The sequence below is a fragment of the Peribacillus sp. TH14 genome, assembly GCF_016651145.1.
In the GTDB taxonomy this organism is placed as follows: domain Bacteria; phylum Bacillota; class Bacilli; order Bacillales; family DSM-1321; genus Peribacillus; species Peribacillus butanolivorans.
Genome location: NZ_JAEKEK010000001.1, coordinates 2,565,079 through 2,586,203, shown reverse-complemented (window position 1 = coordinate 2,586,203; position 21,125 = coordinate 2,565,079). Strand labels below are relative to the sequence as shown.

Sequence of the window (21,125 nt, the reverse complement as noted above, 5' to 3'; positions counted from 1 at the left end):
AAGAATTGCAAATTCATGTGGTTAGGCCTGGCCAGACGTTATTTGGCATCGCCCAGACGTATAGCGTAAGCGTTGACCGGCTCGTGGAAACAAATAAGATCCCTAACCCAAATAATCTTGTTACGGGGCAGGCCCTTGTCATTCCAATTGTCGGCAGTTATTATTTCGTGCAATCCGGCGATAGTTTATCTTCGATATCTAAAAAAGTTGGTGTCCCTGTTCAAGAATTGGCAAATATAAATGGTATTTCCGAAAATCAATCTTTATCCGTTGGATACCGTCTCTACATTCCTGCACAAAAGAAAAGGACAGCTGAATTTAATGGCTATGTCGAGCCGCGGGGCACGACCGTCGCACCTGCCCTTGAGACAGCTGCAAGGGAAGCTGCGCCCTATTTAACCTATTTAGCTCCTTTCAGCTTTCAGGCGCTTCGTGACGGCTCCTTAAAGGAGCCATTGCTCAACAACTTTCCTACCATTGCCAAAGAAAATAAAAATGTATTAATGATGGTAATCACGAATCAGGAAAATGACCAATTCAGCGATGAGCTCGGGCAAATCATCTTAACGAATACTTCCGTTCAGAATAAGTTCCTGAACAACATCGTTGCAACTGCGAAGAAATATGGTTTCCGGGATATCCACTTTGACTTTGAGTTTTTACGGCCGTCTGATAAAGAAGCCTATAATCAATTTCTCCGAAAAGCCAAGGAACGTTTCAAAAAAGAAGGATGGTTCATATCAACTGCACTAGCCCCGAAAACAAGTGCAGAGCAAAAAGGACGCTGGTATGAAGCGCATGACTATAAAGCGCATGGTGAAATTGTCGACTTTGTTATCATCATGACATATGAATGGGGATATAGCGGCGGGCCCGCAATGGCTGTATCACCAATAGGCCCTGTCCGCGATGTTCTCGAATATGCCATCACGGATATTCCAGCCAACAAAATCCTGATGGGGCAAAATCTATATGGCTATGATTGGACATTGCCCTTTGTGCAGGGTTCCATTGCCAAGGCCATCAGTCCACAGCAGGCCATCCAGATTGCAGCAACCAATAACGTATCAATCGAGTATGATGAAAAAGCGCAGGCTCCTCATTTTAGATATACAGACGTTGAGGATAAACAGCATGAGGTCTGGTTTGAAGATGCCCGATCTATTCAGGCAAAGTTTGATTTAATCAAAGAATTGAATCTAAGAGGTATGAGTTATTGGAAGCTCGGTCTAGCCTTCCCTCAAAACTGGCTTCTTATAAGCGATAACTTTAACGTACGAAGAAGGGTTTGAATCACCAATCGTAAAACTTTCAGGAATATCGCGGAAAGTGCTTGCATATAATCTAACATCGAGCATAAAGTCCAGTTCCAGGATACGTGACTCATCTATAAAAGCCTTCCGTCGTTTAACGGAAGGCTTTTATCATTTTTCCTCCTTAATCGCCTACTGAAGCTTAGGTTTTTAATCTTTTTGATATCAGTCTCGACAAAATCAAGGAATCCATCAAGAAATTTTTCAGTTTGCATTATGAACCCTTGATCTAGAAGGTACTTTGGATCCAATGTCGTCATAATACCCAGGTTTTCACCCTCAGATTCTTCTATACTCCTTGTTACTATAATGAAAAATTTTTTTCATTAGAGGGACTCATTCAAAATTTGTCCAGCCAATCCTTATGAGCTATTCCTTTTTTGTCCATACTAAAAAGGTACATCTAGGGGGTGTGAAAAACATGATTCGAATCAAACCATTCAATACCGTCTTTCCAAGAATTCCGCGATTTATTAGATTGCTTTCTATCATCGCGCTATTTTTACTCTCATTTGGTATACTGATTCATCTAGTTGAGCCACGGAATTTCCCTACCCTACTTGATGGTATCTATTGGGCAATCGTAACTATGTCAACGGTAGGGTATGGAGATTACACTCCAATGACGGATATTGGAAAGATCATTGGAATATTCCTCATTTTGTCAGGTGCCGGCCTGGTCACTTCTTATTTTGCTCAAATTGCTAAAATGTCTATCTCCAATGAAAGGCAATATCTAACAGGAAAAAAGGAGTTCTCTAGTGGAGGACATATTATCATCGTTGGCTGGAATGGTCGTTCTAAAAGAATCATCAGTGACATTCATGATAGTAAGCACCATCAAGCTATTGTCCTGATAGATGATACGTTACAAAAGCACCCGCTTCCCAGAACAAATATCCACTTTATACAAGGAAAAGCAACCTTAGATTCCGTTTTGAAACAAGCTAATATAAAACAAGCCATACGAGTTCTTATCACTGCTGATCTAAAGCAAAATGAACTTCAAACCGACATGTTCTCGATTTTAACGTTACTAGCGGTCAAAGGACTAAATCCGAATGTGTATTGTCTAGTAGAAATTTTAACGCAGGAACAAAAGGAAAATGCTTTACGAGCTGGGGCAGACGGTATCGTAGAAACAAATAAGTTTGCAAGTGAATATATGCAGGATTGTTTATGGAAAGGGATGGCAGGAGAGTTTGAAGAGAAAATAGAAAAGTGGAGTTTGAACATTAAACAGCTGCCCACTCATATCGAATGGACAGGTTTGTCGTTCAAAGAATTGAGCGTTAAGTTATTTGATAAAAACATTTTATTAGTCGGTATCATTTCAGGAGGCGAGACAATTATCAAACCCCCTGCAGATATAATCATTCATCATAATGACACCCTACTAATCATTGAAGATTAATGTATTAAAAGCTTTTCCAAATCATGGACTAGTGATTTTCCGTATGAGATATAGTTCTCCGGGAACTCCGCATCTGGATTTTCCGGTTCAGCAAACTGATTGAAGGAGGCTGCAATGTTACCTATATTTCCTTCATCGTCAGTACCATCCTCGTACTTATGAGATAACAAAAACGGTTGTAAAAGTTCTACCATCACCCCATCCGTATCAAGAGACCCATCAACAGCCTTGAAAGGAATTCTTAAAAATTGATAACCATCACTGTCATCCATTTTATAATCAAAAGATCCATGGTCATAGTCCCAGCCTCCGCCTATCACATAGCCTTCTGGTTTTAACTTCGTCTCCAGATCAAATAAACCGAATGTTTTCCCTTCCAACTCAGAAGATATTTTAATCATTGTAAAAACCTCTTTCGCTAATTTTTTATTAGCATAACCAAAAAGGCTTTAAAAAAACCTGGGGATTACTACTATTCCTCCCTCGTTTGAGCATAGAGGAGATTAGCTTTGTCACTGATTTCCAAGCTATCCCCACTCTTTTTCGTAGTCTCTTCACCTTTATTGCTTCTTTTGTCTCGTCCATTTGCAATAGATGTATTTGTCTCAATTTGCTGCATTTCTTGTTGCAGCTGCTGGACCTTCTGCTGCATTGCTTCAGCCATTTCATCCGATAGGTAAGCTTCCTGAATATCAGCCTAGAGCTCACTCCTCTGTTTCTCAAGCACTTTGATGGCACTTGAGAAGCTACCCATTGCAGAACTTGTAGAACCTAATATGTCGTCGATGATACTTGCATCATAATCCCTCACTTCTATTTTAATATTGCGATTACCATTATCAGGGATGTATTTTAACTTCCCCTTGATTTACATTTACTAAAATTAGATAAAAACAAAAAAGGTATCAAGCTTGGACAGTGTAATCCAGCTTGATACCTTTTTTAATAAATGCTTATAGGCGCTGTTCGAGCTCCTCTTTTTTCTTTTCATAACCTGGTTTACCTAGAAGGGCAAACATGTTCACCTTATACGCTTCCACTCCAGGCTGATCAAATGGATTGACCCCTAGTAGGTAACCGCTCATCGCACAAGCTTTCTCGAAGAAATATACGAGATAGCCAAATGTATACGCATCCAGCTGCGGCACCGATAAAATCAGATTTGGAACACCACCGTCTGTATGAGCTAACAGCGTACCTTCGAAAGCTTTATTATTGACAAATTGCACCGTTTCTCCCGCCAAATAATTCAAACCATCCAAGTCATTGTCCGCTTCCTCAATTAAAATTTCATGACGAGCTTTTTCCACTTTGATGACCGTTTCAAAAAGATCGCGGCGTCCTTCCTGAACATACTGTCCTAATGAATGCAGGTCAGTTGAAAAGTTGGCGGATGCAGGGAAAATTCCTTTTTGGTCTTTCCCTTCACTCTCTCCGAATAACTGCTTCCACCACTCGGAAAAGTACTGAAGTCCAGGCTCATAGTTTATCAGCATTTCAATAGTCTTACCTTTATTGTATAGAACGTTGCGGACCACTGCATACTGGTATGCCTGATTATCAGCTAGCTCAGAAGAACTGAAGTCCACTCTTGCATGTTCGGCACCCTCCATGATTTGGTCGATATCTGCACCGCTCACTGCAATTGGAAGCAACCCTACTGCTGTTAATACTGAATAACGGCCACCAACATCATCTGGAATAACGAAGGTTTGGAAGCCCTCTTCAGTTGCTACCGTTTTTAAAGCGCCCTTTTCTTTATCAGTGGTCGCATAAATCCGGCCTTTCGCTTCTTCGACACCATATTTTTGTTCGAGCAGTTTCCGGAAAATTCGGAACGCAAGAGCAGGTTCAGTTGTCGTGCCCGATTTTGAAATTACATTGATGGAGAAATCCTTATCCGCCAATAAATCCATAACATCTTGCATATATGTAGAGCTGATATTGTTACCGACAAATATAATTTGTGGTGTATTTCTTTTGTCCGAATGCAAAAGATTATAAAAACTATGTTGAAGCATCTCAATGGCAGCACGTGCCCCTAAGTAGGATCCGCCAATTCCGATAACCAATAACACATCTGAATCATCTTTTATTTTAGCGGCTGCTTTTTTAATCCTTGAGAATTCTTCCTTATCATAATTAGCAGGTAAATCAATCCAGCCAAGATACTCATTGCCTGCCCCTGTCTGTTCATGCAGAGAATGGTGTGCCACTTTTACAGCATCCTGTAAATAAGTCATTTCATGCTTTCCAAAAAACGGTAGAGCCTTTGAATAATCGAAATGTAAATGGGCCAAGCCAATTCCTCCTCTAATTTTAAGATTCTCTTTCACTTTATCTGATGTATTAATCATAATCAAGGAATCGATAAAGTAAACATCAGATTATACCCTTCGTTTAAGAATTTCTCCCACCATTTGTGATGGGAGAACTCAGCTTTATAACTCGAATTATAACGAAGCCCGTAAAATGGCAAGAACATCTTCGCGATTCAACACTTTAAATTGGCCAAAATCTCCTCTGCTCATGGCTTTATCGGCCATGATCTCTAACTGCGAGTCGTCGATACCATAATCCGCAAGACGTGTCGGCGCCCCTAAGCTGCTCCAAAATGTACGAAGTCGTTCAATGCCCTCAAGCGCAGCTTCCTCATCCGTTTTACCATTCGGATCTACATTAAATACGCGGACTGCAACCTGCTTGAAACGGTTGACATTTTCATGGAGCACATGTTTCATCCAATTTGGAAATAGGATAGCCAATCCTCCAGCATGGGGGATATCATATACCGCCGAAACTGCATGTTCAATATTATGTGTAGCCCAATCGCCGTTGTAACCAACCCCTAGAGATCCGTTTAAGGCAAGTGTTCCCGCATATAATACCGTAGACCGGTGCTCATAATTCTCCAGGTCTTCCAATAGCTTTGGAGCCGTTTCGATGACCGTCAACAAGAGAGATTCACAAAAGCGGTCCTGAAGAGGTGCATGGGTTTCTGGATGAAAATATGATTCAAACACATGTGACATCATATCAACCATTCCGTAGACCGTTTGATTTTTTGGAACCGAAAAAGTATTTACGGGATCTAAAATGGAGAATTGCGGATAAACTAAAGGACTTCCCCATCCGTATTTCTCTTTCGTTTCCCAATTTGTTATGACAGAACCTGGATTTGCTTCAGAACCAGTTGCGGCTATAGTCAGCACTGTGCCAAACGGAAGGGCTTCATTCACTGGTGCCTTTTTAATTACGAGATCCCATGGGTCTCCCTTATATTTCGCACCTGCAACAATGGCCTTTGTAGCGTCAATAACGCTTCCTCCGCCAACTGCAAGTACAAAGTCGATTTGATGCTCCTTACAAAGCTCCACACCTTTACGGACTGTAGAAATGCGTGGATTCGGTTCAACTCCGGCAAGTTCATGTACTTCCGCATTAATCTCCCTTAATGCTGTGATTACCTTATCATACAGACCATTTTTCTTTATACTTCCACCGCCGTATACAAGTAACACTTTATCACCAAAGGGTGGAATTTCTGTTTTTAGACTTTCAAGCTGATTTTTCCCAAAAATTAATTTAGTAGGATTTTTATAAGTAAAATTCTCCAATACATTCTCTCCTTTTATGACACATTGTCCTCTTTTTCAGGCCACAATATCCACCTCTTGGGCAATGGTGAGTTTTTGCTTTTCTTCATTATGCCGAAAGTTCCATATAAATACAAAGTATCCGTTCGGAAGTTTTGTCCGGATGTATATTTGCATGGTGAAAAAGCATGATAAATAAAGAACTACTTATTAAAAAAGGAGGCTGTACAATGAGTGGAATACAAAGAACTGCACTTGTTTTTACAATTATCGGTGCCGTGAATTGGGGATTAATCGGGTTTTTCCAATTCGATTTAGTTGCTTCTATCTTCGGCGGACAAGATGCTGCATTGGCTCGTATCGTTTATGGAATAGTAGGAATTGCCGGTCTTATTAACCTTGGTCTTCTCTTCAAACCAAGTCCTGAAGTTTCAAGAGAGCCTGAAGCTAAACCAACTCGTTGAAAGTCTTAGGTCTATAGATAATTTGTTTGTCCTATAAATAAAGCCGGTCCATGATAACCTCATGCCCCGGCTTTATTTTAATTAATACTTTTTTTCAATGCGTTCAAAGTCCTAATCAATTTCTGGCTTATCAATTACATCGGAGTACAAATCGAATGATGTTTTCGCATTTTCTTACAGCTTTACAGAGTTTATATATCCGACTTCAATTCTTCTTCAATCACAAGCAAACATTTTCCACCTGACTTAATTTATCAGTAATAAAAACAAGTGGAATTCATCTCTATATTTCGTATTGGAGAGCGGCATGGCTGTCGTCGTCCGACCATGAAAGTTCCCGATAGAAGCAATTATTTTCACCGTTCAAACAGAGATAACCCGCACTTTGGCGAGTTGATGATTTGAATATGAAGGGTCGAAATGCTATATGAAAATGCTAATAAGCACAAAAAAACCGACTGATCAAAGGATCTGTCGGTTAAAAAAATTATTTTTTGATTAGGTCTTCGCGTTGAGATTGCTCAATCCAAGCTTGAAGTTTGTCTTTCAAAGAGTTGAAGCCTTCAGTAGATTCGATGTGAGATGTTGCTTTAACAGATGCTTGGCGTTTTTTCGGAGCTTTTTTCGGAGCTTCAGTACGCTCAGGAGCTTCTTCTGTTGCGCGGATCGATAAGCCAATTTTTCCAGCAGCTGAATCGATAGAAAGCACTTTAACTTTTACTTCATCGCCCACTTTTAAATGTTCGTTAATATCTTTTACGAATCCGTGAGTAATTTCAGAAATATGAACTAAACCTTGAGTTGAATCATCTAGAGCAACAAATGCACCGTATGGTTGAATACCAGTTACTTTGCCAGTAACTACCGCACCAATTTCGAATTTTTCAGACATGGTAACACTCCTATTTTATATATATTTTTTCGTCTTTTCACGCAATAAAAAATTATATCACATAATTGGAAAATAATCAAAGTTAAGTATATCATACTTTTTAGGTTTTTACTCAATAAAAATGTTTGTTTTTTGGAAATACTTATTATTATAAGATTGTTATTTATAACTTAACCTAAAAATATGCAATTAAACATGATTTCCTTTAACATATTCACTTATTTTTCTAAAGATTGTAATTTTAAAACACTACCTAATGTTGAAGAGTTTGGTTTTTCTTGATTCGCTACATCGTACCAATCATGAATATCCCCGTGTTTCTCAAGTCGATAAATCTAATGTAACATCCCAAATACGCCGCTTCGATATTTTCTCGATGTGGCGTTTTTTCACAAAACATACATATTCATTCACTTTACTTATACTATAATATGGTAAAATAATCATATAAAGAATATTTCCTGATAAAGGAGTGCTTGACAATGTCAAATATCGCGAAGAACATCCGTCAGTACCGAGAAGATCATAACCTCACTCAGCAGGAACTGGCTTTAAAATTACGTATTGGCACCAAGAAAATTGAAATGTATGAATCAGGTGAGTCAGTCCCTGATACACAAACCATTTTGCGGCTTTCTACCGTTCTTGATATTCCAGCTTCAGAATTTTTAAAAGTTAGTCCAACAGTGAATGCCGCTGGTGTTGACGAGGAAATCGAAAAGCTAATTGAGGAGATTGGAACCGAAAAGGCAATACTTATCCTAAGAACAGCTAAAGATTTTAGTGAAGAGCAAATTCTGAATGTTATGAATAAATTATATAACACGCAAACTTAATTAAAAAAATGCTGGTTGCACATGTATTTTTTTCCAAATTATCGGATATACTATGATTAACACTTTCTATGTTAATCCATTAGATTAACTCTTTTTTCTAATTCCCCCTATGGAAAAGGGATCCGTCGTAAGTAACGACAGGATCCCTATTTTTTTGCTTTTATTCAACAATGATTCTTCATGAAACGTTCCATTCTTTTCAGTGCTTCTTGAAGATGCTCCATGGAAGAAGCGTAAGAACAACGGATATGCCCTTCACCGCTTTCTCCAAATACATCTCCCGGCACAACAGCAACTAGTTCTTCCTTCAGAAGTCTTTCTGCAAATTCCATCGAAGTCATCCCTGTTTTTTCGATAGATGGAAAAGCATAAAAGGCCCCTCCTGGTTTATGACAGTCCAGACCGATGTCATTGAACGATTTCACTATATAATTCCTTCTTCTTCGATAACTCCTTCGCATCTCTTCCACATCTTGCATCCCGTGCTTTAATGCTTCCAATGCTGCATGCTGCGCCATAGTTGGGGCACACATCATCGCATATTGGTGAAGCTTCAGCATTGCTTCAGAAATTTCTTTAGGCGCACATACAAATCCTAGACGCCATCCAGTCATCGCAAAACCTTTAGAAAATCCATTGATTACGATTGTACGTTCCATCATGCCATCAATAGCTGCAAAAGAAGTGAATACCTCATCATAAGCAAGCTCCGCATAGATTTCATCGGAAATAACTAGTAAATCATGTTTTTTAACGATATCAGCAAGCATCACTAATTCTGCCTGCTCAAGTTGAGTACCTGTAGGGTTATTCGGCGAACAGATTAAAACGGCCTTCGTTTTAGGAGTAATCGCCGCTTCAAGTTGTTCGGGTGTTAACTTAAAGTCATCATCCTTAGAGGTTTGAACCGTGACTGGAATCCCCCCTGCCATGGTCACTAGGGGTGCATAGGCGACAAAACAAGGTTCGACGACGATAACTTCTTCACCTGGATTCAAAATAGTTCTCAGCGTAATATCGAGCGCCTGGCTTGCTCCAACCGTTACAATAATTTGATCCTCAGGTCTATACGAAACATGGAACTGCTTCTCCATATATTTGCTGATCTCTGACCTTAATTCAAATAATCCGGCATTAGCTGTATATGAGGTATATCCTTCCTCCAATGAGTTGATAGCTGCTTCCCTTACTGCCCATGATGTAACGAAATCTGGTTCACCTACACCAAGTGAGACGACACCCTCCAAATTGGCAGCCAAGTCGAAGAAGCGGCGAATTCCTGATGGTTTTAGCTCTGCAATCGTCCTTGAAACATAACTCGTTTTAATCATGGTGACACCACTATCCGCTTATCTTCTTCAGTTTGATCAAATATAGTGCCGTCATGCTTGTATTTTTTCATAATAAAGTGAGTCGTAGTAGATATAACAGAATCAAGTGTCGAAAGTTTTTCTGATACAAAGCTTGCCACTTCATTCATCGAACGTCCCTCGACGATGACGGAAAGATCATAGGCTCCAGACATTAAATAGACGGACTCTACTTCTTTAAACCGGTAAATTCGTTTTGCGACCTCATCGAAACCAACACCGCGTTTTGGTGTAACTTTTACATCAATCATCGCAGTGACACCATGGTATTCATCCACTTTTGCCCAGTTAATAACTGTTAAATAACGGACAATCACACGCATGTCTTCTAATTTTTTTAATGTTACTTCAATGTCCGCTTCTGATAACTCGGTCATTTTCGCCAAATCCTTCAGATCAATCCGGCTGTTATTTTCAATGATTCTCAAGACTTCCAATTCCTCTTCATTCAAGTGCATCGGAAAACCCCCCTTTTGGAATTCACTAATTTAGACGTGATGTTTGGCTGGCAGATAGTCTGATGAATTACCTTATTAGACTTTTATAGAATCAAGTACGACAATATAAATTAATAAGTCCTATTCTGTCAGGATAAACTTACACTATTATATCAAAATTGATTGAAAACCTGTTATAGTAATTGTCTTTTTTCATGGTTATTATTACAATTACTGTTATGCAACAGCGTTAAAGGACAGAATTTTTGGATTTTCAGGGAAAATCTGTGATTGAGACAATATCTCTTTTTATTTAGATGAGAAATAATAATAGAGAAGGAGCTTTATATGGAAGGTCACACAATTAAAGGCATCGAACAGGTGGGAAATATTGATATCTATTTTGAATATGATCAAATTAATGATTCCTTTCCGACCCTTGTATTACTGCATGGGTTTTTATCATCCAGCTTCAGCTTCCGTAAATTAGTACCTTATTTAATCCAAGATTTCAATGTAATCTCGATAGATCTTCCTCCATTCGGTCAAAGCGGGAAAGCTTATCGATATACATATTCTTTCCAGAATATCGCCAAATCCGTTGTCCAGTTTTTAGAAGGCAAAAACATCAGGAAATTTAGTATCATCGGGCACTCTATGGGTGGCCAGGTTTCCTTGCAACTCATTAAATCACATCCGGACCTGGTCGAACATGCCATTCTCCTTGCCGGTTCAGGCTATCAGCCTAGCTATTCAGAAAAAATGAAGATGATTAGCTATCTGCCTTTCTTTTCGTTCGGAATAAAACGGTATCTACAAAAGTCGGGGATAGAAAAGAACTTGAAAAACGTTGTTCATAATCAAGCCATGATTGATGATGAAATGCGGCAAGGCTATCTAGAACCATTCATTAAGAAGCATGATATATTTCGTGCGCTAGGAAGGATGCTACGCGATAAGGAAGTCGATTTATTAGAGGAGGACCTATATTCGATTCAAACGCCTTGTCTGCTTGTTTGGGGTCGGCATGATAAAGTAGTACCCCTGAAGATTGGTGAAAGGTTACATAAAGACCTTCCTAATTCAAAACTTGCCGTCTTAGAAAATTCAGGACATCTGCTTCCAGAGGAGAATCCCGAAGAAGTGTATCACTTAATTAAGGAATTTTTAAGGACACCGACTATCCAAACATAAAAGAGGATGACCCTTATTTCGGGTCATCCTTCACAGTCTTTAGATCGAGCAGCTGGCATCATTCTTTATGATTAGCAGCTTCTTTGCAACATCCAGACATTTTTCCATCATAACGGGCGCATCAAATGCGAACTCATAGATAGATTTTATTTTTATCGCCAGTTCCTGTGGGTTATCTATATCTCGGATTGCAACAACTGTATCCGCAATTTCGGGCTCATATAGTTCCCCGCCAATCTGAAAAGGGTCCCATTCTTGCAAAATAGCAACCAACGCTAAATTCATTTGCTGTGTATCCATATAATCATCACCTGCTCAATATATTCAGAGAACATGATATCATAGTATCATAACAACACGCTTTTCGCGAAGACGACAAATTTTTAAATCGGTGGTGGATATTTTGAAAGAGTCAATTTTTGAAGAACACATTAACAGGGAAAATACCGGATCAGTAAAATGGGATAAAAACTCGCTTAAATCATTGTATGGAAGAGAAGATGTACTGCCAATGTGGGTTGCCGATATGGATTTCCCTTCTCCTGAGGGCATTCAAAAAGCGTTAATTGAACGCCTGAATCATCCGATTTTCGGTTATACCGTCCCTTCCGAAACGGTTTTCACCGAAATTCAAAGCTGGCTTAGAGACCAGCACTCCTGGCCCATCACAAAGGAATGGATCTCATTTAGCTCTGGCGTCGTTTCAGCCATCGGTACAACGATCCAAGCATTCACGAACCCGGGTGATAAAATATTGGTACAATCACCGGTCTATACACCATTTTTTGATATGGTCAAAAATAATGACCGGGAAGTGGTCAACAGTCCGCTTATCATAGAAGACGATCGCTTTAAGATTGATTTTACGGATTTTGAAGACAAGCTGAAAAGTGGAGTGAAACTATTCCTGTTTTGCAGTCCACATAATCCCGGCGGACGCGTTTGGACAAAAGACGAACTCCTGCGGATTGGCGAGCTCTGTGTAAAATATGATGTAATCATAGTCAGTGATGAGATTCACGCTGACTTATTCCATTCAACATCCAGACATTATCCCATCGCCTCACTTTCAGAACAATTATCGGATATAACAGTTACGTTAATGGCACCAAGTAAAACATTCAATATAGCCGGCATTCAGGCTTCATTCCTGATCACCAGTAATGAAAAACTGCAGAAGCAATTGCAAAAGGCTCAAACGAAACTGGCCTTTCATGGACTGAACATCCTAGCTTTAACAGCTATGGAAGCCGCGTATCGAGAGGGCTTACCCTGGCTGAAAGACATGATTGCTTACATCGAGGAGAATATAAAAGTGGCAGAGGAATTCATTGCTGCTGAAATTCCTGCACTGCACGTCATGCATCCGGATGCCTCTTACCTTTTATGGATTGACTGCCGTGATCTAGGATTGAACGACAAGGAAATTAAGGAACGACTGATCCATCAAGGGAAGCTCGCATTAGAGCCTGGTTCAAAATATGGCCCAGGCGGAGAAGGTTTCGTCCGGATGAATATTGGTTGTTCACGCAGTGTGCTGTTGGATGGGCTTAATCGATTAAAAGTGGCTTTTTCATAAGAAATAACAAAGAACCAGGTTTGAAGCCTGGTTCTTTGCTTTTTTCTATTAGTCCTTCTCTTCTTCTACATATGGATCATGCTCATAACGAGGCAGATCCCCAATCGATGTTTGTATATTTTCTTCAATAAGTGTTTCCTTCAATTCTTGATACTGGGAGTTAGGATAGACCGTTATCTCCTTACCGTATATATCCACGCCAACAAAATTTTCATAATCTTCAACATACCCAATATTTTCTTCAGACTCGACATACATATCTTCATAATCGTTAGGAGGATAAGCAAAATCAGAAGGCGTTTCAGATGTTCCATAGCTAGCAACTTCCTGCCATGAATCCTCCGCATCGAATGCAACCGATTCGTCCCGCCCATCATAATCAAACCTTCCAAATGGAGGTCCCAACACTTCCTCTTCTACCGGCCGATTGTCAGAAGTTTCTTGAGATGGCGAATGTTCAACACAAAAGGTAGTCGTCGGGATAATGCTCAAACGGTCAAGAGGAATTTCTTTTGAACAAACTTCACATTTCCCATACTCTCCTGCATCAATTGCTTGAAGGGCTCGATTAATATCCCTAATTTCATCTCGGACATGCTCACCCAGCGCCAAATCTTTTTCACGCTCATATAATTCTGTTCCTTGATCACCAGGATGATTATCATAGCTCGATAACTCACCAGTCGAATCATCTTGACTTCTTCTTAAACCAAAGTCACCCGAGTCATTTAATTGCTTTTCCAACTCCTGCTTTGTGTGCTGCAATTGCTGTTGAAAGCTTTTTATTTGCTGATTAGATAGCATGTGCAACATCCTTTCATAATCGTTTCTTCTCTCTAGTATTTCTATCTTTACTTCATTCCATAAAGGTACTTTTTACCTCAAGAATAAATCGGAAGAGAGAACAAAAACTAATAAAATTCAAAAAGATGGGCTTTTCGTGTGTTTTTCCAAAGAGGATTAATTAACATAATCGTTCCAGACAATTCGGTAAGATGCAGATGATGATGCAATATTCGTATCAAAGCGTAAACTTTCGTGTAAGTAGGGGATCACGGGGGATTATTAGATGCGACTTAAATAAAATAAGGCGGACACATCATTCTGTGTTCGCCTCTTTTTTAATTATTGATATATTTTTCAAAAACATAACCGAAATCTTTAATATGATACTTTTTCCGGCTGTCCATCAACCATTCAAAAGCAGCGGAATTAATATCCTTAAAACTCGCGGCCATTTGACTTCCTTCAGTCCGAACCTGGTTCAAAGTGGAAGAAGCAAGGTTTACACTTTGCTGGGCATATTGAAGGGCATACTCATTTTCATGACAAATTTCCGATATTTTAACAAGTGATTTGAACAAGTCCTTTAATTCTTCGATGAATTTTTTATGAACATCAATGGAAAAAGTTTTTGCCCCAATCGAAAATTTAATTTCTGCATCCAAATCCACGGTGCCTGCCGTTTCAAGGGTCACGTTGGAAATATTATGCTGGCTATAGCTATACCTTGTAAGTGTACGCTTTTTACTAATGGCACTTGTACCATCCAAATGGATAAACGCCTGATTCGTAAAACAGTATTCATCGGTTTTCGATTTAATCAGGAAATAAATTTTTTCCTCATCTTCGTGCATGATGTAATCATCTGCATCCACCTTGTCATAGTCGGCAGGCTTAATCACACTTCCAATATCACTGAGACCAAGTGCATCAGCCGCAATTTTCTTAAACAAATTCCATTCCTCCTCTATTTATACTCAGTTAAATTCTACCATATTATAAATATTTCTCTAGTATTATCTCATCTCGTACCGGAATTCCATCAAAGCTGTAAAATGGGATTTCAGGCTTGATTTTTCTTGATTCTTCGACTGCATTTTTCACAATTTCTGAAATGACATAGCCACGCTTTTGGAAAAACTTCAATGCCTGTAAATTATCATTGGTTGTAATCGCTTTAATAGTATGGCAATTTTTTTCCTTTGCAATATTTTCTATCACATAAAGCAACGATGAGCCCACACCTTGCTTCTCATGCTCACTATTCAAAGAAATGATCTGACATACCTGATTGGCCATCTTGTATGTCCCTAATCCAGTGATTTTTTCATTCTCATCCATCACCCCAAATCCCTCAAGTTCTGCATAATGAAACAAGCCTCTAGAAAAAACGACTTGAGTCGTTTCCCAATGCTGCATGAAAAAACTCTTAACCGTATCTGCCGCAATCATTCTTTTAGCTACGATTTGCATAACAATTTACGCCCCCAAAAATTCTATCTATATCCTTATAGTATAAAATGCTTATGCTGATAAAGGAACAGTTTATTATGTATACAGGGACTTTACGACCTATTATCAAAATCGAATCCCATTCATAACAGGATAATTAATGTTCAAATTACCAATAGAATATAATAAAAAACTGCAATCTCTCATGAATGAGCTCGCAGCTTTTTTAGTTTAAGAAAGAGAATCATCCTTTATACGTTGATTTCTTTTAGTGACTTCATCTTCAAATTGTTTTGTTTTCATTTCTTCTTTTTTTGAATATTTTATGATGGCTCGCATCGTAAAAACAGCTGCAATTAAAAAGATGAAACATGTTATACCTGCCGAGATATATTCAGTCTTGTCTTCTGGAAAGTAAAGAAACAAACCTAATAAAGTATGATTAAGAAAGTCCATCCGATACATCCTTCCTGATAGAAAATAACTTCTTTATCTCATTATAACAATTACCAGAACAATCCACTAGTGGGCCAAATCCACTAAAACTTTATAAAACGAGAGGTATCAAACCCCTCGCTTACCTTTGACGATTATTAAAGGGTAATACCCTTGATGAATACGTCTACAGCTGGTGTATCTCCAGCCACTGTCTCAACGTTAGCGATCATGTCGACAAAATCCATTAAGTAAGGTGAAATAGAAGGATATTTTGACGTGGTTTGAGGAAGGGTAGAAGGAAAAAGTTTACTAATATTTGTGTATAAATCGTGAAAACCATTACTGTTAGAGAGTTAAAAATGCCTTGACTTATAAAATGTTATTTTGATATATTTAAAAATAGACCGGTTGGTATGGAGGGTGTTTATTATGGATACGAAATCGCGGATAATCGACATCGCGACAAGTCTTTTCCAGCAAAAAGGATATTTGGGAGTAGGATTAAACGAAATTTTAAAAGCATGTAACATTTCAAAAGGTTCGCTTTATCATCACTTTCCAAACGGAAAAGAAGAATTACTCATCGCTTGTCTTCATTCATTAAATGAAGCAATTACAACGCATATGGAAGAAATTTTTCAAAATTATCCATCTACTCAAGCAGCTACACAAGCGATGATTGAGGAATTGATCGTTCAATATGATCGAGATGGGATGATTACTGGTTATACATTTAGCAGCATCGTTAGCGAAATGGGATTACTAAGTGAATCAGTCAGGAATGCCTGTGATCAATCTTTCACAAATATTCAAGAGATTTATTCGAACAAGTTAGTAGCAGATGGTTTTTCGAAAGAAACAACTGATTCAATTTCTCTAATGATGACAGCTTCTATTGAGGGTGCTATTATGCTTTGTTTAACAAAAAAAACAAGTGATCCACTAAAAATGATTTCACAGGTATTACCAAATTTATTAAATTCGTATTAATAAGTGAATAAACAAAACTAAACAGGGTCTATTATGGCTCTCTTTTAGTAACTGACTTGTTGGACTTTTTAGTGAATCCGTATTAAATATTGCCTTAGCATTTGTGATGCAAATGCTTTTAAAGCACTAAATCATGTATTGATACTATCTGAAATACTTTTTTTGAAAGGAAGAAAAACATGAAACTAGAAACAAGATTACCTAGAAACGGTAAAGAAGGAGCGTTATATGGCGGTATCATTTGTACGCTGACTGTTTTGTTGATGACGACGCTAAGTATCATTCTAATTTCAGAAAAATTAGATGGGAATGTTGTATTACTGATACTTAAAACGTTACCGATTATGTGGATTATTGCGATGATTATGGAACCGGTAATCGTAGGTCCTATTGCAGAAAAATTAGTTGGGAAATTTACAGAACCAGCAGATAGCTTTAATGCAAAGATTTTATTTAGGATCTTATTCACTGTATTGGGAATGTCAGCGTGTATGACGCTTATTGGGGATATCGTAGGAAACGGTATTAGTTCAGAAATATTTAGTAGATTTTTAACGAATTGGCCAAGAAATTTCTTGATCGTACTTATAGCTGAGAGTTTAGTGATTCAACCAATTGCAAGATTTGCGATGGTAAAATTACATGCTTATCAAGATAAAAAAAATTATGCATCGATGATGACAAAATAACATTGTTTAACGAAAGAAATTAATTTAATGAGCTATCATAGGAATGGATTTGTATTCAGGTAGAAACAATTATTTCGACCGCATCAGCTATCTTTGGAGTGAAAATAGGATTTGCAGCAGCTTTTTTAGCTCCAGCCATTGAAATTATTTTTATAATTATGCAGGTGTGGCCAACGCTAAGATTGGAACGCTAGTAAAAACGAGAGGCATCAAGCCCCTCGTTTCATTTTGACGATTATAAAATGGTAATACCCTTAATGACTACGTCAACAGCTGGTTTGTCTCCGGCAACTGTCTCTACGTTAGCAATCGTATCAACAACATCCATGCCTTCGATAACTTGTCCAAAGACAGAGTGTTTATGGTCAAGCCATGGTGTGCCGCCTTGTTCCATATAAGCGTTAATGATTTCTTCCGGATAACCGGCTTGCTTCATTTGTTCACCCATTCTGCTGTCTACGTGCTGTGCTTGAACAACGAAGAATTGGCTGCCATTTGTTCCTGGTCCTGCATTCGCCATGGAAAGAGCTCCTCGCAGATTGAATAATTGCATAGAGAACTCGTCTTCAAATGGAGCGCCCCAAATACTTTCACCACCCATTCCAGTTCCTGTAGGATCTCCGCCTTGAAGCATGAAATCTTTGATGACACGATGGAATATAATCCCTTCATAGTAACCGTTTTCAGCATGTGTTAAGAAGTTTTCTACTGTTTTTGGAGCCAGTTCGGGAAACAGTTTAATTTTAATATCGCCTTGCGTTGTTTGCATAATGACCGCTTTTTCATTTTCCAATACTTCGTTTGTTAATTGTGGAAAGTTTGTCACAGTTCATAACCTCTTTCTTTTTTAAATAAAATGGCTTACATCTCCATTTTCAACCTTCATTTGTACACTTTACACGATTTTTGTAAAAAAAGCATCTTTGCGAAAATTAAACAAATTCGCTGTGAAAAATCGTTGTTCTTATGTATCATGAAGGAAGCTAAAAGAAAGGTGGATGAAAAATGTCCGAACAGGAATTTAACATTGGCGACAAGGTTACTGCCATATATAAAACAGGGAAATACATCGGCGAAATCAATGATATCAGGCCTACTTCATATCTTGTAAAAGTGTTGGCAGTTGTGAAGCATCCTATGCAGGGAGATCTTCATAACCCGAAGCAAACAGAAGTTTCCATGTTTCATCAACGTCGTGCACTTGCATTCCGCGAGAGAACCAATGTACCGAAGAATATGGTCAGGGTCTTTGAAGAGGAAATTCCTGAGTATAAGGAATCATTAAGAGAAGCTGTTGAGAATATGGCACGAACTTTAAGCGAAGTCCACACAGAATGGAATAATAAAAGCTTACAGTTGCTTGAAGAGTTAGCAGCGGATTATTTCAAATAAAGCATGATAAAAGCCAAATCAGTAGTAATTGATTTGGCTTTTATAACGCTAAATGATTCAATACCTTCGATAAATCAATGCGATCGCCAATTGTCGTCGGTTCATGATTTTGCATATAACTCTTATCTTTCTCGACTAACTTAAAGATGTTATAGGTCGTAATCGCATCATCAAGGGCTCTGTGGTGCTTGCCTGTCCCTTCTTTACCATAGGCCTGTACAGCCTTCCATAATCCGGTTTGATTTTGATCTCCGAAAAAGCGTTTGTATTCCAAACAAAGATCCACTTGTTTACCAGAAAAAGGAAACTTTAATCCTGATTTCTGACAGTTCTGCCGCAGTACCTTCATGTCCATATTTCCCCAAGTCACAATTGTCGATGGAGCTTGCTCATCTATTTTCTTCAATAAAGAAACCAACTCTTCAAATGAAATCCCCCGGTCCACCTGATTTTGGGTGATATTCAAGAATTTCTTACATCTTCCCGTTAAGACTGGAAATTTCAACGGGTTAACAAAGGAAGAGAACTGTTCTTGGATTGTCTCATTTATAACTGAGACTAAACCGACCTCAATAATTTCCGGATAAAACCCTACTGGATTCGCTTTTCCTTCAGGCATCGTAAATTCAAAATCAATGAATATATATTGCTGTTGTTCCTCCATTTTTATGACCCCCTTCTTATTCCTGACATCTTCATATCAACCAAAATTTGGTTTTCAATATTCTCATGAGAATATTATAACAGAAGATTTAGAAAAATTTTTATTGGATTTTACTACCCTAGATATTCAGTGTCATTGCGACTGACGATTCCCAATTTCTTTTAAAACTCTTTATTGTCTTCCTTAATTGGATTGTGATGGATTCATAAATCGAAAGTACCATTCTTTATTCCCTATACTTTTCCATAAATATACTAAAAATATATTAGTTAGGAAGTTGAACTATGCGCACGTATCTTGCTTATATCACGATTTTCTTCTTGTTTCCTGTTTTATCCATTCTTATTTTTCTTTCCTATAAAGAGTGGTCTAAAACCCAATCTCCCAATCAAGTTCTCGACGAGAGAATTCCCATTGAAACTATCGAACTGGCTCGGACAAGTTATATGACGGCCGCAAATGGAAAAGTAATAAGTGAAATTTCCAATGGTGAAAAACGAACTTACCTGAAACTTGAAGATATACCTTTGTTCCTAGAAGACTTGTTCATTGTTACAGAAGATCAAAATTTTTATGAACATGCAGGTGTTGATATAACCGGTATCAGCAGGGCGCTTTTAGTCAATTCACAAAACAATGATTTAGAAGCTTAGTGAACTCTTTTATGCCTATCAGTTAGAACGAAAAATATTGAAATCAGAAATCATTGAGTTATATATGAACGCTATTTATTTCCATAATGAAGATTACGGAATTGAAGCTGCTTCCCAGTTTTATTTCAGTAAACCAAATGCGGAGTTATCAAAAGCAGAATTGTCATTCCTAGCAGCGATTCCTAATAATCCCGAAATCTATAACCCTCTTAAACATTTTGATAAAACGAAAAAGCGTCAGGAACGGATTCTAAAGCAAATGGTCGCAGAAGGTAAATTAAAACAGAACGAGTATGAAAAGCTTGTCAAAGAAACAATTAAATTAGACTTGTCCACCACGATCGACTTATATCCCGATTATGTGACATATGTTCATCAAGAGTTGAAAAACCTGGAAGCATCCTCTGAAGGTCTCACAAAGTCTTTGCAAAGTTCTAATGAAGCTACACGTCAGCAGGCGGAAGTCGAGCTGAATAAAAGGGTCGAAAAGCTTTTGAATTCCGGTGTAACCATCCATACCGCACTAGATACTAAGCTGCAAACCCAGTCTAAGACTGCTGTGCAATCAAAATCGGCGTCAATGATATCGAGGGAGCTACAGTGGTTATACAGCATCATACGCACGAGCTTGTCTCTTTGATTGGGGGAAAAGATTATAAAAAAAATTCTTTCAATCGAGCTTACCAAAGCTATAGGCAGCCAGGATCAGCCATTAAACCACTTCTTGATTATGCACCCTATATCGAAGAAACAAATGCGGATATTACTCAACTTGTAAGCGGGGCCAGCTATTGCAGCAATAGCTATTGTCCGAAAAATTACAGCGGTGACAACTACGGGATTATGCAAGATATTATTCAATTCGACAATGGATGGCATTTATTATTCCATTAAAATCACTTATAAATAAATTTTTTAGGTCGATTTTCTCTCCTTTTCTACCTATATATAAATCTTTATTTCGGCATG

Annotated in this window: 26 protein-coding genes; 12 read left to right on the top strand and 14 right to left on the bottom strand. The window is 38.3% G+C overall.

Annotated features, from left to right (window positions below):
• Nucleotides 1–5 precede the first annotated feature (5 nt).
• Nucleotides 6–1,292, top strand: a complete 1,287-nt coding sequence (locus tag JFU50_RS12530; protein WP_201187145.1) for a glycosyl hydrolase family 18 protein — start codon at nucleotides 6–8, stop codon at nucleotides 1,290–1,292.
• Between the two features lie 442 nt (nucleotides 1,293–1,734).
• On the top strand, nucleotides 1,735–2,727 hold the full coding sequence (locus JFU50_RS12525; RefSeq protein ID WP_201187147.1) for a potassium channel family protein: 993 nt from the start codon (nucleotides 1,735–1,737) through the stop codon (nucleotides 2,725–2,727).
• On the opposite strand, the gene JFU50_RS12520 is transcribed toward JFU50_RS12525, so the two are convergent.
• The 4 genes from JFU50_RS12520 to JFU50_RS12505 all read right to left on the bottom strand — a co-directional run bounded on the left by JFU50_RS12520 (nucleotide 2,724) and on the right by JFU50_RS12505 (nucleotide 6,344).
• A complete protein-coding gene (locus JFU50_RS12520) occupies nucleotides 2,724–3,128 on the bottom strand; it encodes a YugN-like family protein (RefSeq protein ID WP_056525664.1) in 405 nt (134 codons plus the stop codon). The two genes, JFU50_RS12525 and JFU50_RS12520, sit on opposite strands and share 4 nt — an antisense overlap.
• 71 nt (nucleotides 3,129–3,199) lie before the next feature.
• On the bottom strand, nucleotides 3,200–3,391 hold the full coding sequence (locus JFU50_RS12515; RefSeq protein WP_207198795.1) for a hypothetical protein: 192 nt from the start codon (nucleotides 3,389–3,391) through the stop codon (nucleotides 3,200–3,202).
• A 289-nt stretch (nucleotides 3,392–3,680) separates the two neighbouring features.
• Entirely contained in the window at nucleotides 3,681–5,027 is a 1,347-nt protein-coding gene (locus tag JFU50_RS12510) for a glucose-6-phosphate isomerase (protein ID WP_201222755.1), read from the bottom strand.
• 153 nt (nucleotides 5,028–5,180) lie between these two features.
• Complete coding sequence (locus JFU50_RS12505; protein ID WP_201222753.1) at nucleotides 5,181–6,344, bottom strand: iron-containing alcohol dehydrogenase; 1,164 nt, start codon at nucleotides 6,342–6,344, stop codon at nucleotides 5,181–5,183.
• 209 nt (nucleotides 6,345–6,553) lie between these two features.
• On the opposite strand from JFU50_RS12505, the gene JFU50_RS12500 reads away from it, so the two are divergent.
• Nucleotides 6,554–6,787, top strand: a complete 234-nt coding sequence (locus JFU50_RS12500; RefSeq protein WP_056525676.1) for a DUF378 domain-containing protein — start codon at nucleotides 6,554–6,556, stop codon at nucleotides 6,785–6,787.
• 487 nt (nucleotides 6,788–7,274) lie between these two features.
• Here the strand turns inward: JFU50_RS12500 and yugI are convergent, their stop codons facing one another.
• Nucleotides 7,275–7,679, bottom strand: coding sequence for a S1 domain-containing post-transcriptional regulator GSP13 (gene yugI, locus JFU50_RS12495; RefSeq protein ID WP_201187152.1), 405 nt, complete (start codon nucleotides 7,677–7,679; stop codon nucleotides 7,275–7,277).
• Nucleotides 7,680–8,161: 482 nt separating this feature from the next.
• Between yugI and JFU50_RS12490 the strand changes: the two genes are divergently transcribed.
• The gene (locus JFU50_RS12490; protein ID WP_053348755.1) at nucleotides 8,162–8,515 is read left to right on the top strand and encodes a helix-turn-helix domain-containing protein; all 354 of its coding nucleotides are present in this window, start codon (nucleotides 8,162–8,164) and stop codon (nucleotides 8,513–8,515) included.
• Nucleotides 8,516–8,679: 164 nt separating this feature from the next.
• Here JFU50_RS12490 and JFU50_RS12485 read toward each other — a convergent pair whose 3' ends face one another.
• Complete coding sequence (locus JFU50_RS12485) at nucleotides 8,680–9,846, bottom strand: aminotransferase (protein WP_056525678.1); 1,167 nt, start codon at nucleotides 9,844–9,846, stop codon at nucleotides 8,680–8,682.
• Nucleotides 9,843–10,343 (bottom strand): Lrp/AsnC family transcriptional regulator, encoded by a 501-nt coding sequence (locus tag JFU50_RS12480; RefSeq protein ID WP_053348753.1) that lies wholly within the window; start codon nucleotides 10,341–10,343, stop codon nucleotides 9,843–9,845. Before JFU50_RS12480 ends, JFU50_RS12485 begins: the two co-directional genes overlap by 4 nt.
• Nucleotides 10,344–10,670: 327 nt before the next feature.
• Here JFU50_RS12480 and JFU50_RS12475 point away from each other — a divergent pair, with 327 nt between their 5' ends.
• Complete coding sequence (locus tag JFU50_RS12475; protein WP_201222751.1) at nucleotides 10,671–11,516, top strand: alpha/beta fold hydrolase; 846 nt, start codon at nucleotides 10,671–10,673, stop codon at nucleotides 11,514–11,516.
• Nucleotides 11,517–11,555: 39 nt separating this feature from the next.
• On the opposite strand, the gene JFU50_RS12470 is transcribed toward JFU50_RS12475, so the two are convergent.
• Nucleotides 11,556–11,816, bottom strand: a complete 261-nt coding sequence (locus JFU50_RS12470) for a DUF1871 family protein (protein ID WP_201187156.1) — start codon at nucleotides 11,814–11,816, stop codon at nucleotides 11,556–11,558.
• Between the two features lie 103 nt (nucleotides 11,817–11,919).
• Between JFU50_RS12470 and JFU50_RS12465 the strand changes: the two genes are divergently transcribed.
• Entirely contained in the window at nucleotides 11,920–13,095 is a 1,176-nt protein-coding gene (locus JFU50_RS12465; RefSeq protein ID WP_201222749.1) for a MalY/PatB family protein, read from the top strand.
• A 48-nt stretch (nucleotides 13,096–13,143) separates the two neighbouring features.
• Here the strand turns inward: JFU50_RS12465 and JFU50_RS12460 are convergent, their stop codons facing one another.
• The 4 genes from JFU50_RS12460 to JFU50_RS12445 form a co-directional block, all read right to left on the bottom strand.
• Nucleotides 13,144–13,899: a TraR/DksA C4-type zinc finger protein gene (locus JFU50_RS12460; RefSeq protein ID WP_053348749.1), complete on the bottom strand. Its 756-nt coding sequence runs from the start codon at nucleotides 13,897–13,899 to the stop codon at nucleotides 13,144–13,146.
• A gap of 317 nt (nucleotides 13,900–14,216) precedes the next feature.
• Complete coding sequence (locus tag JFU50_RS12455) at nucleotides 14,217–14,831, bottom strand: PH domain-containing protein (RefSeq protein ID WP_053348748.1); 615 nt, start codon at nucleotides 14,829–14,831, stop codon at nucleotides 14,217–14,219.
• Nucleotides 14,832–14,874: 43 nt separating this feature from the next.
• Complete coding sequence (locus JFU50_RS12450) at nucleotides 14,875–15,351, bottom strand: GNAT family N-acetyltransferase (protein WP_056525694.1); 477 nt, start codon at nucleotides 15,349–15,351, stop codon at nucleotides 14,875–14,877.
• A 210-nt stretch (nucleotides 15,352–15,561) separates the two neighbouring features.
• A complete protein-coding gene (locus JFU50_RS12445) occupies nucleotides 15,562–15,786 on the bottom strand; it encodes a hypothetical protein (protein ID WP_053348746.1) in 225 nt (74 codons plus the stop codon).
• A gap of 411 nt (nucleotides 15,787–16,197) precedes the next feature.
• Here JFU50_RS12445 and JFU50_RS12440 point away from each other — a divergent pair, with 411 nt between their 5' ends.
• Nucleotides 16,198–16,758 carry a TetR/AcrR family transcriptional regulator gene (locus JFU50_RS12440; RefSeq protein ID WP_201222748.1) on the top strand — a complete coding sequence of 187 codons (561 nt, stop codon included), beginning with the start codon at nucleotides 16,198–16,200 and terminating at the stop codon, nucleotides 16,756–16,758.
• A 179-nt stretch (nucleotides 16,759–16,937) separates the two neighbouring features.
• A complete protein-coding gene (locus tag JFU50_RS12435) occupies nucleotides 16,938–17,447 on the top strand; it encodes a DUF2798 domain-containing protein (protein ID WP_201222747.1) in 510 nt (169 codons plus the stop codon).
• A 235-nt stretch (nucleotides 17,448–17,682) separates the two neighbouring features.
• Here JFU50_RS12435 and JFU50_RS12430 read toward each other — a convergent pair whose 3' ends face one another.
• Nucleotides 17,683–18,216, bottom strand: a complete 534-nt coding sequence (locus JFU50_RS12430) for a peptidylprolyl isomerase (protein ID WP_053348878.1) — start codon at nucleotides 18,214–18,216, stop codon at nucleotides 17,683–17,685.
• A 236-nt stretch (nucleotides 18,217–18,452) separates the two neighbouring features.
• Between JFU50_RS12430 and JFU50_RS12425 the strand changes: the two genes are divergently transcribed.
• Nucleotides 18,453–18,839, top strand: coding sequence for a kinase-associated lipoprotein B (locus tag JFU50_RS12425; RefSeq protein WP_053348743.1), 387 nt, complete (start codon nucleotides 18,453–18,455; stop codon nucleotides 18,837–18,839).
• 40 nt (nucleotides 18,840–18,879) lie between these two features.
• On the opposite strand, the gene kapD is transcribed toward JFU50_RS12425, so the two are convergent.
• Nucleotides 18,880–19,503, bottom strand: coding sequence for a 3'-5' exonuclease KapD (gene kapD / locus JFU50_RS12420; RefSeq protein WP_098176233.1), 624 nt, complete (start codon nucleotides 19,501–19,503; stop codon nucleotides 18,880–18,882).
• A gap of 284 nt (nucleotides 19,504–19,787) precedes the next feature.
• On the opposite strand from kapD, the gene JFU50_RS31425 reads away from it, so the two are divergent.
• The 3 genes from JFU50_RS31425 to JFU50_RS12405 are packed head-to-tail and all read left to right on the top strand — an operon-like array spanning nucleotide 19,788 to nucleotide 21,050.
• A complete protein-coding gene (locus JFU50_RS31425) occupies nucleotides 19,788–20,156 on the top strand; it encodes a transglycosylase domain-containing protein (RefSeq protein WP_201222746.1) in 369 nt (122 codons plus the stop codon).
• Nucleotides 20,157–20,193: 37 nt separating this feature from the next.
• A complete protein-coding gene (locus JFU50_RS12410) occupies nucleotides 20,194–20,796 on the top strand; it encodes a transglycosylase domain-containing protein (protein WP_201187169.1) in 603 nt (200 codons plus the stop codon).
• On the top strand, nucleotides 20,793–21,050 hold the full coding sequence (locus tag JFU50_RS12405) for a hypothetical protein (protein WP_242485363.1): 258 nt from the start codon (nucleotides 20,793–20,795) through the stop codon (nucleotides 21,048–21,050). Before JFU50_RS12410 ends, JFU50_RS12405 begins: the two co-directional genes overlap by 4 nt.
• Nucleotides 21,051–21,125 lie beyond the last annotated feature (75 nt).

Excerpts from the sequence above, each read along its gene's own strand:
- JFU50_RS12525 (WP_201187147.1), top strand. The coding sequence starts at position 1,735 with ATGATTCGAATCAAACCATTCAATACCGTCTTTCCAAGAATTCCGCGA.
- JFU50_RS12520 (WP_056525664.1), bottom strand. The coding sequence starts at position 3,128 with ATGATTAAAATATCTTCTGAGTTGGAAGGGAAAACATTCGGTTTATTT.
- JFU50_RS12515 (WP_207198795.1), bottom strand. The coding sequence starts at position 3,391 with ATGGCTGAAGCAATGCAGCAGAAGGTCCAGCAGCTGCAACAAGAAATG.
- JFU50_RS12500 (WP_056525676.1), top strand. The coding sequence starts at position 6,554 with ATGAGTGGAATACAAAGAACTGCACTTGTTTTTACAATTATCGGTGCC.
- yugI (WP_201187152.1), bottom strand. The coding sequence starts at position 7,679 with ATGTCTGAAAAATTCGAAATTGGTGCGGTAGTTACTGGCAAAGTAACT.
- JFU50_RS12490 (WP_053348755.1), top strand. The coding sequence starts at position 8,162 with ATGTCAAATATCGCGAAGAACATCCGTCAGTACCGAGAAGATCATAAC.
- JFU50_RS12485 (WP_056525678.1), bottom strand. The coding sequence starts at position 9,846 with ATGATTAAAACGAGTTATGTTTCAAGGACGATTGCAGAGCTAAAACCA.
- JFU50_RS12480 (WP_053348753.1), bottom strand. The coding sequence starts at position 10,343 with ATGCACTTGAATGAAGAGGAATTGGAAGTCTTGAGAATCATTGAAAAT.
- JFU50_RS12475 (WP_201222751.1), top strand. The coding sequence starts at position 10,671 with ATGGAAGGTCACACAATTAAAGGCATCGAACAGGTGGGAAATATTGAT.
- JFU50_RS12470 (WP_201187156.1), bottom strand. The coding sequence starts at position 11,816 with ATGGATACACAGCAAATGAATTTAGCGTTGGTTGCTATTTTGCAAGAA.
- JFU50_RS12460 (WP_053348749.1), bottom strand. The coding sequence starts at position 13,899 with ATGCTATCTAATCAGCAAATAAAAAGCTTTCAACAGCAATTGCAGCAC.
- JFU50_RS12450 (WP_056525694.1), bottom strand. The coding sequence starts at position 15,351 with ATGCAAATCGTAGCTAAAAGAATGATTGCGGCAGATACGGTTAAGAGT.
- JFU50_RS12445 (WP_053348746.1), bottom strand. The coding sequence starts at position 15,786 with ATGGACTTTCTTAATCATACTTTATTAGGTTTGTTTCTTTACTTTCCA.
- JFU50_RS12440 (WP_201222748.1), top strand. The coding sequence starts at position 16,198 with ATGGATACGAAATCGCGGATAATCGACATCGCGACAAGTCTTTTCCAG.
- JFU50_RS12435 (WP_201222747.1), top strand. The coding sequence starts at position 16,938 with ATGAAACTAGAAACAAGATTACCTAGAAACGGTAAAGAAGGAGCGTTA.
- JFU50_RS12430 (WP_053348878.1), bottom strand. The coding sequence starts at position 18,216 with ATGCAAACAACGCAAGGCGATATTAAAATTAAACTGTTTCCCGAACTG.
- JFU50_RS12425 (WP_053348743.1), top strand. The coding sequence starts at position 18,453 with ATGTCCGAACAGGAATTTAACATTGGCGACAAGGTTACTGCCATATAT.
- kapD (WP_098176233.1), bottom strand. The coding sequence starts at position 19,503 with ATGGAGGAACAACAGCAATATATATTCATTGATTTTGAATTTACGATG.
- JFU50_RS31425 (WP_201222746.1), top strand. The coding sequence starts at position 19,788 with ATGCGCACGTATCTTGCTTATATCACGATTTTCTTCTTGTTTCCTGTT.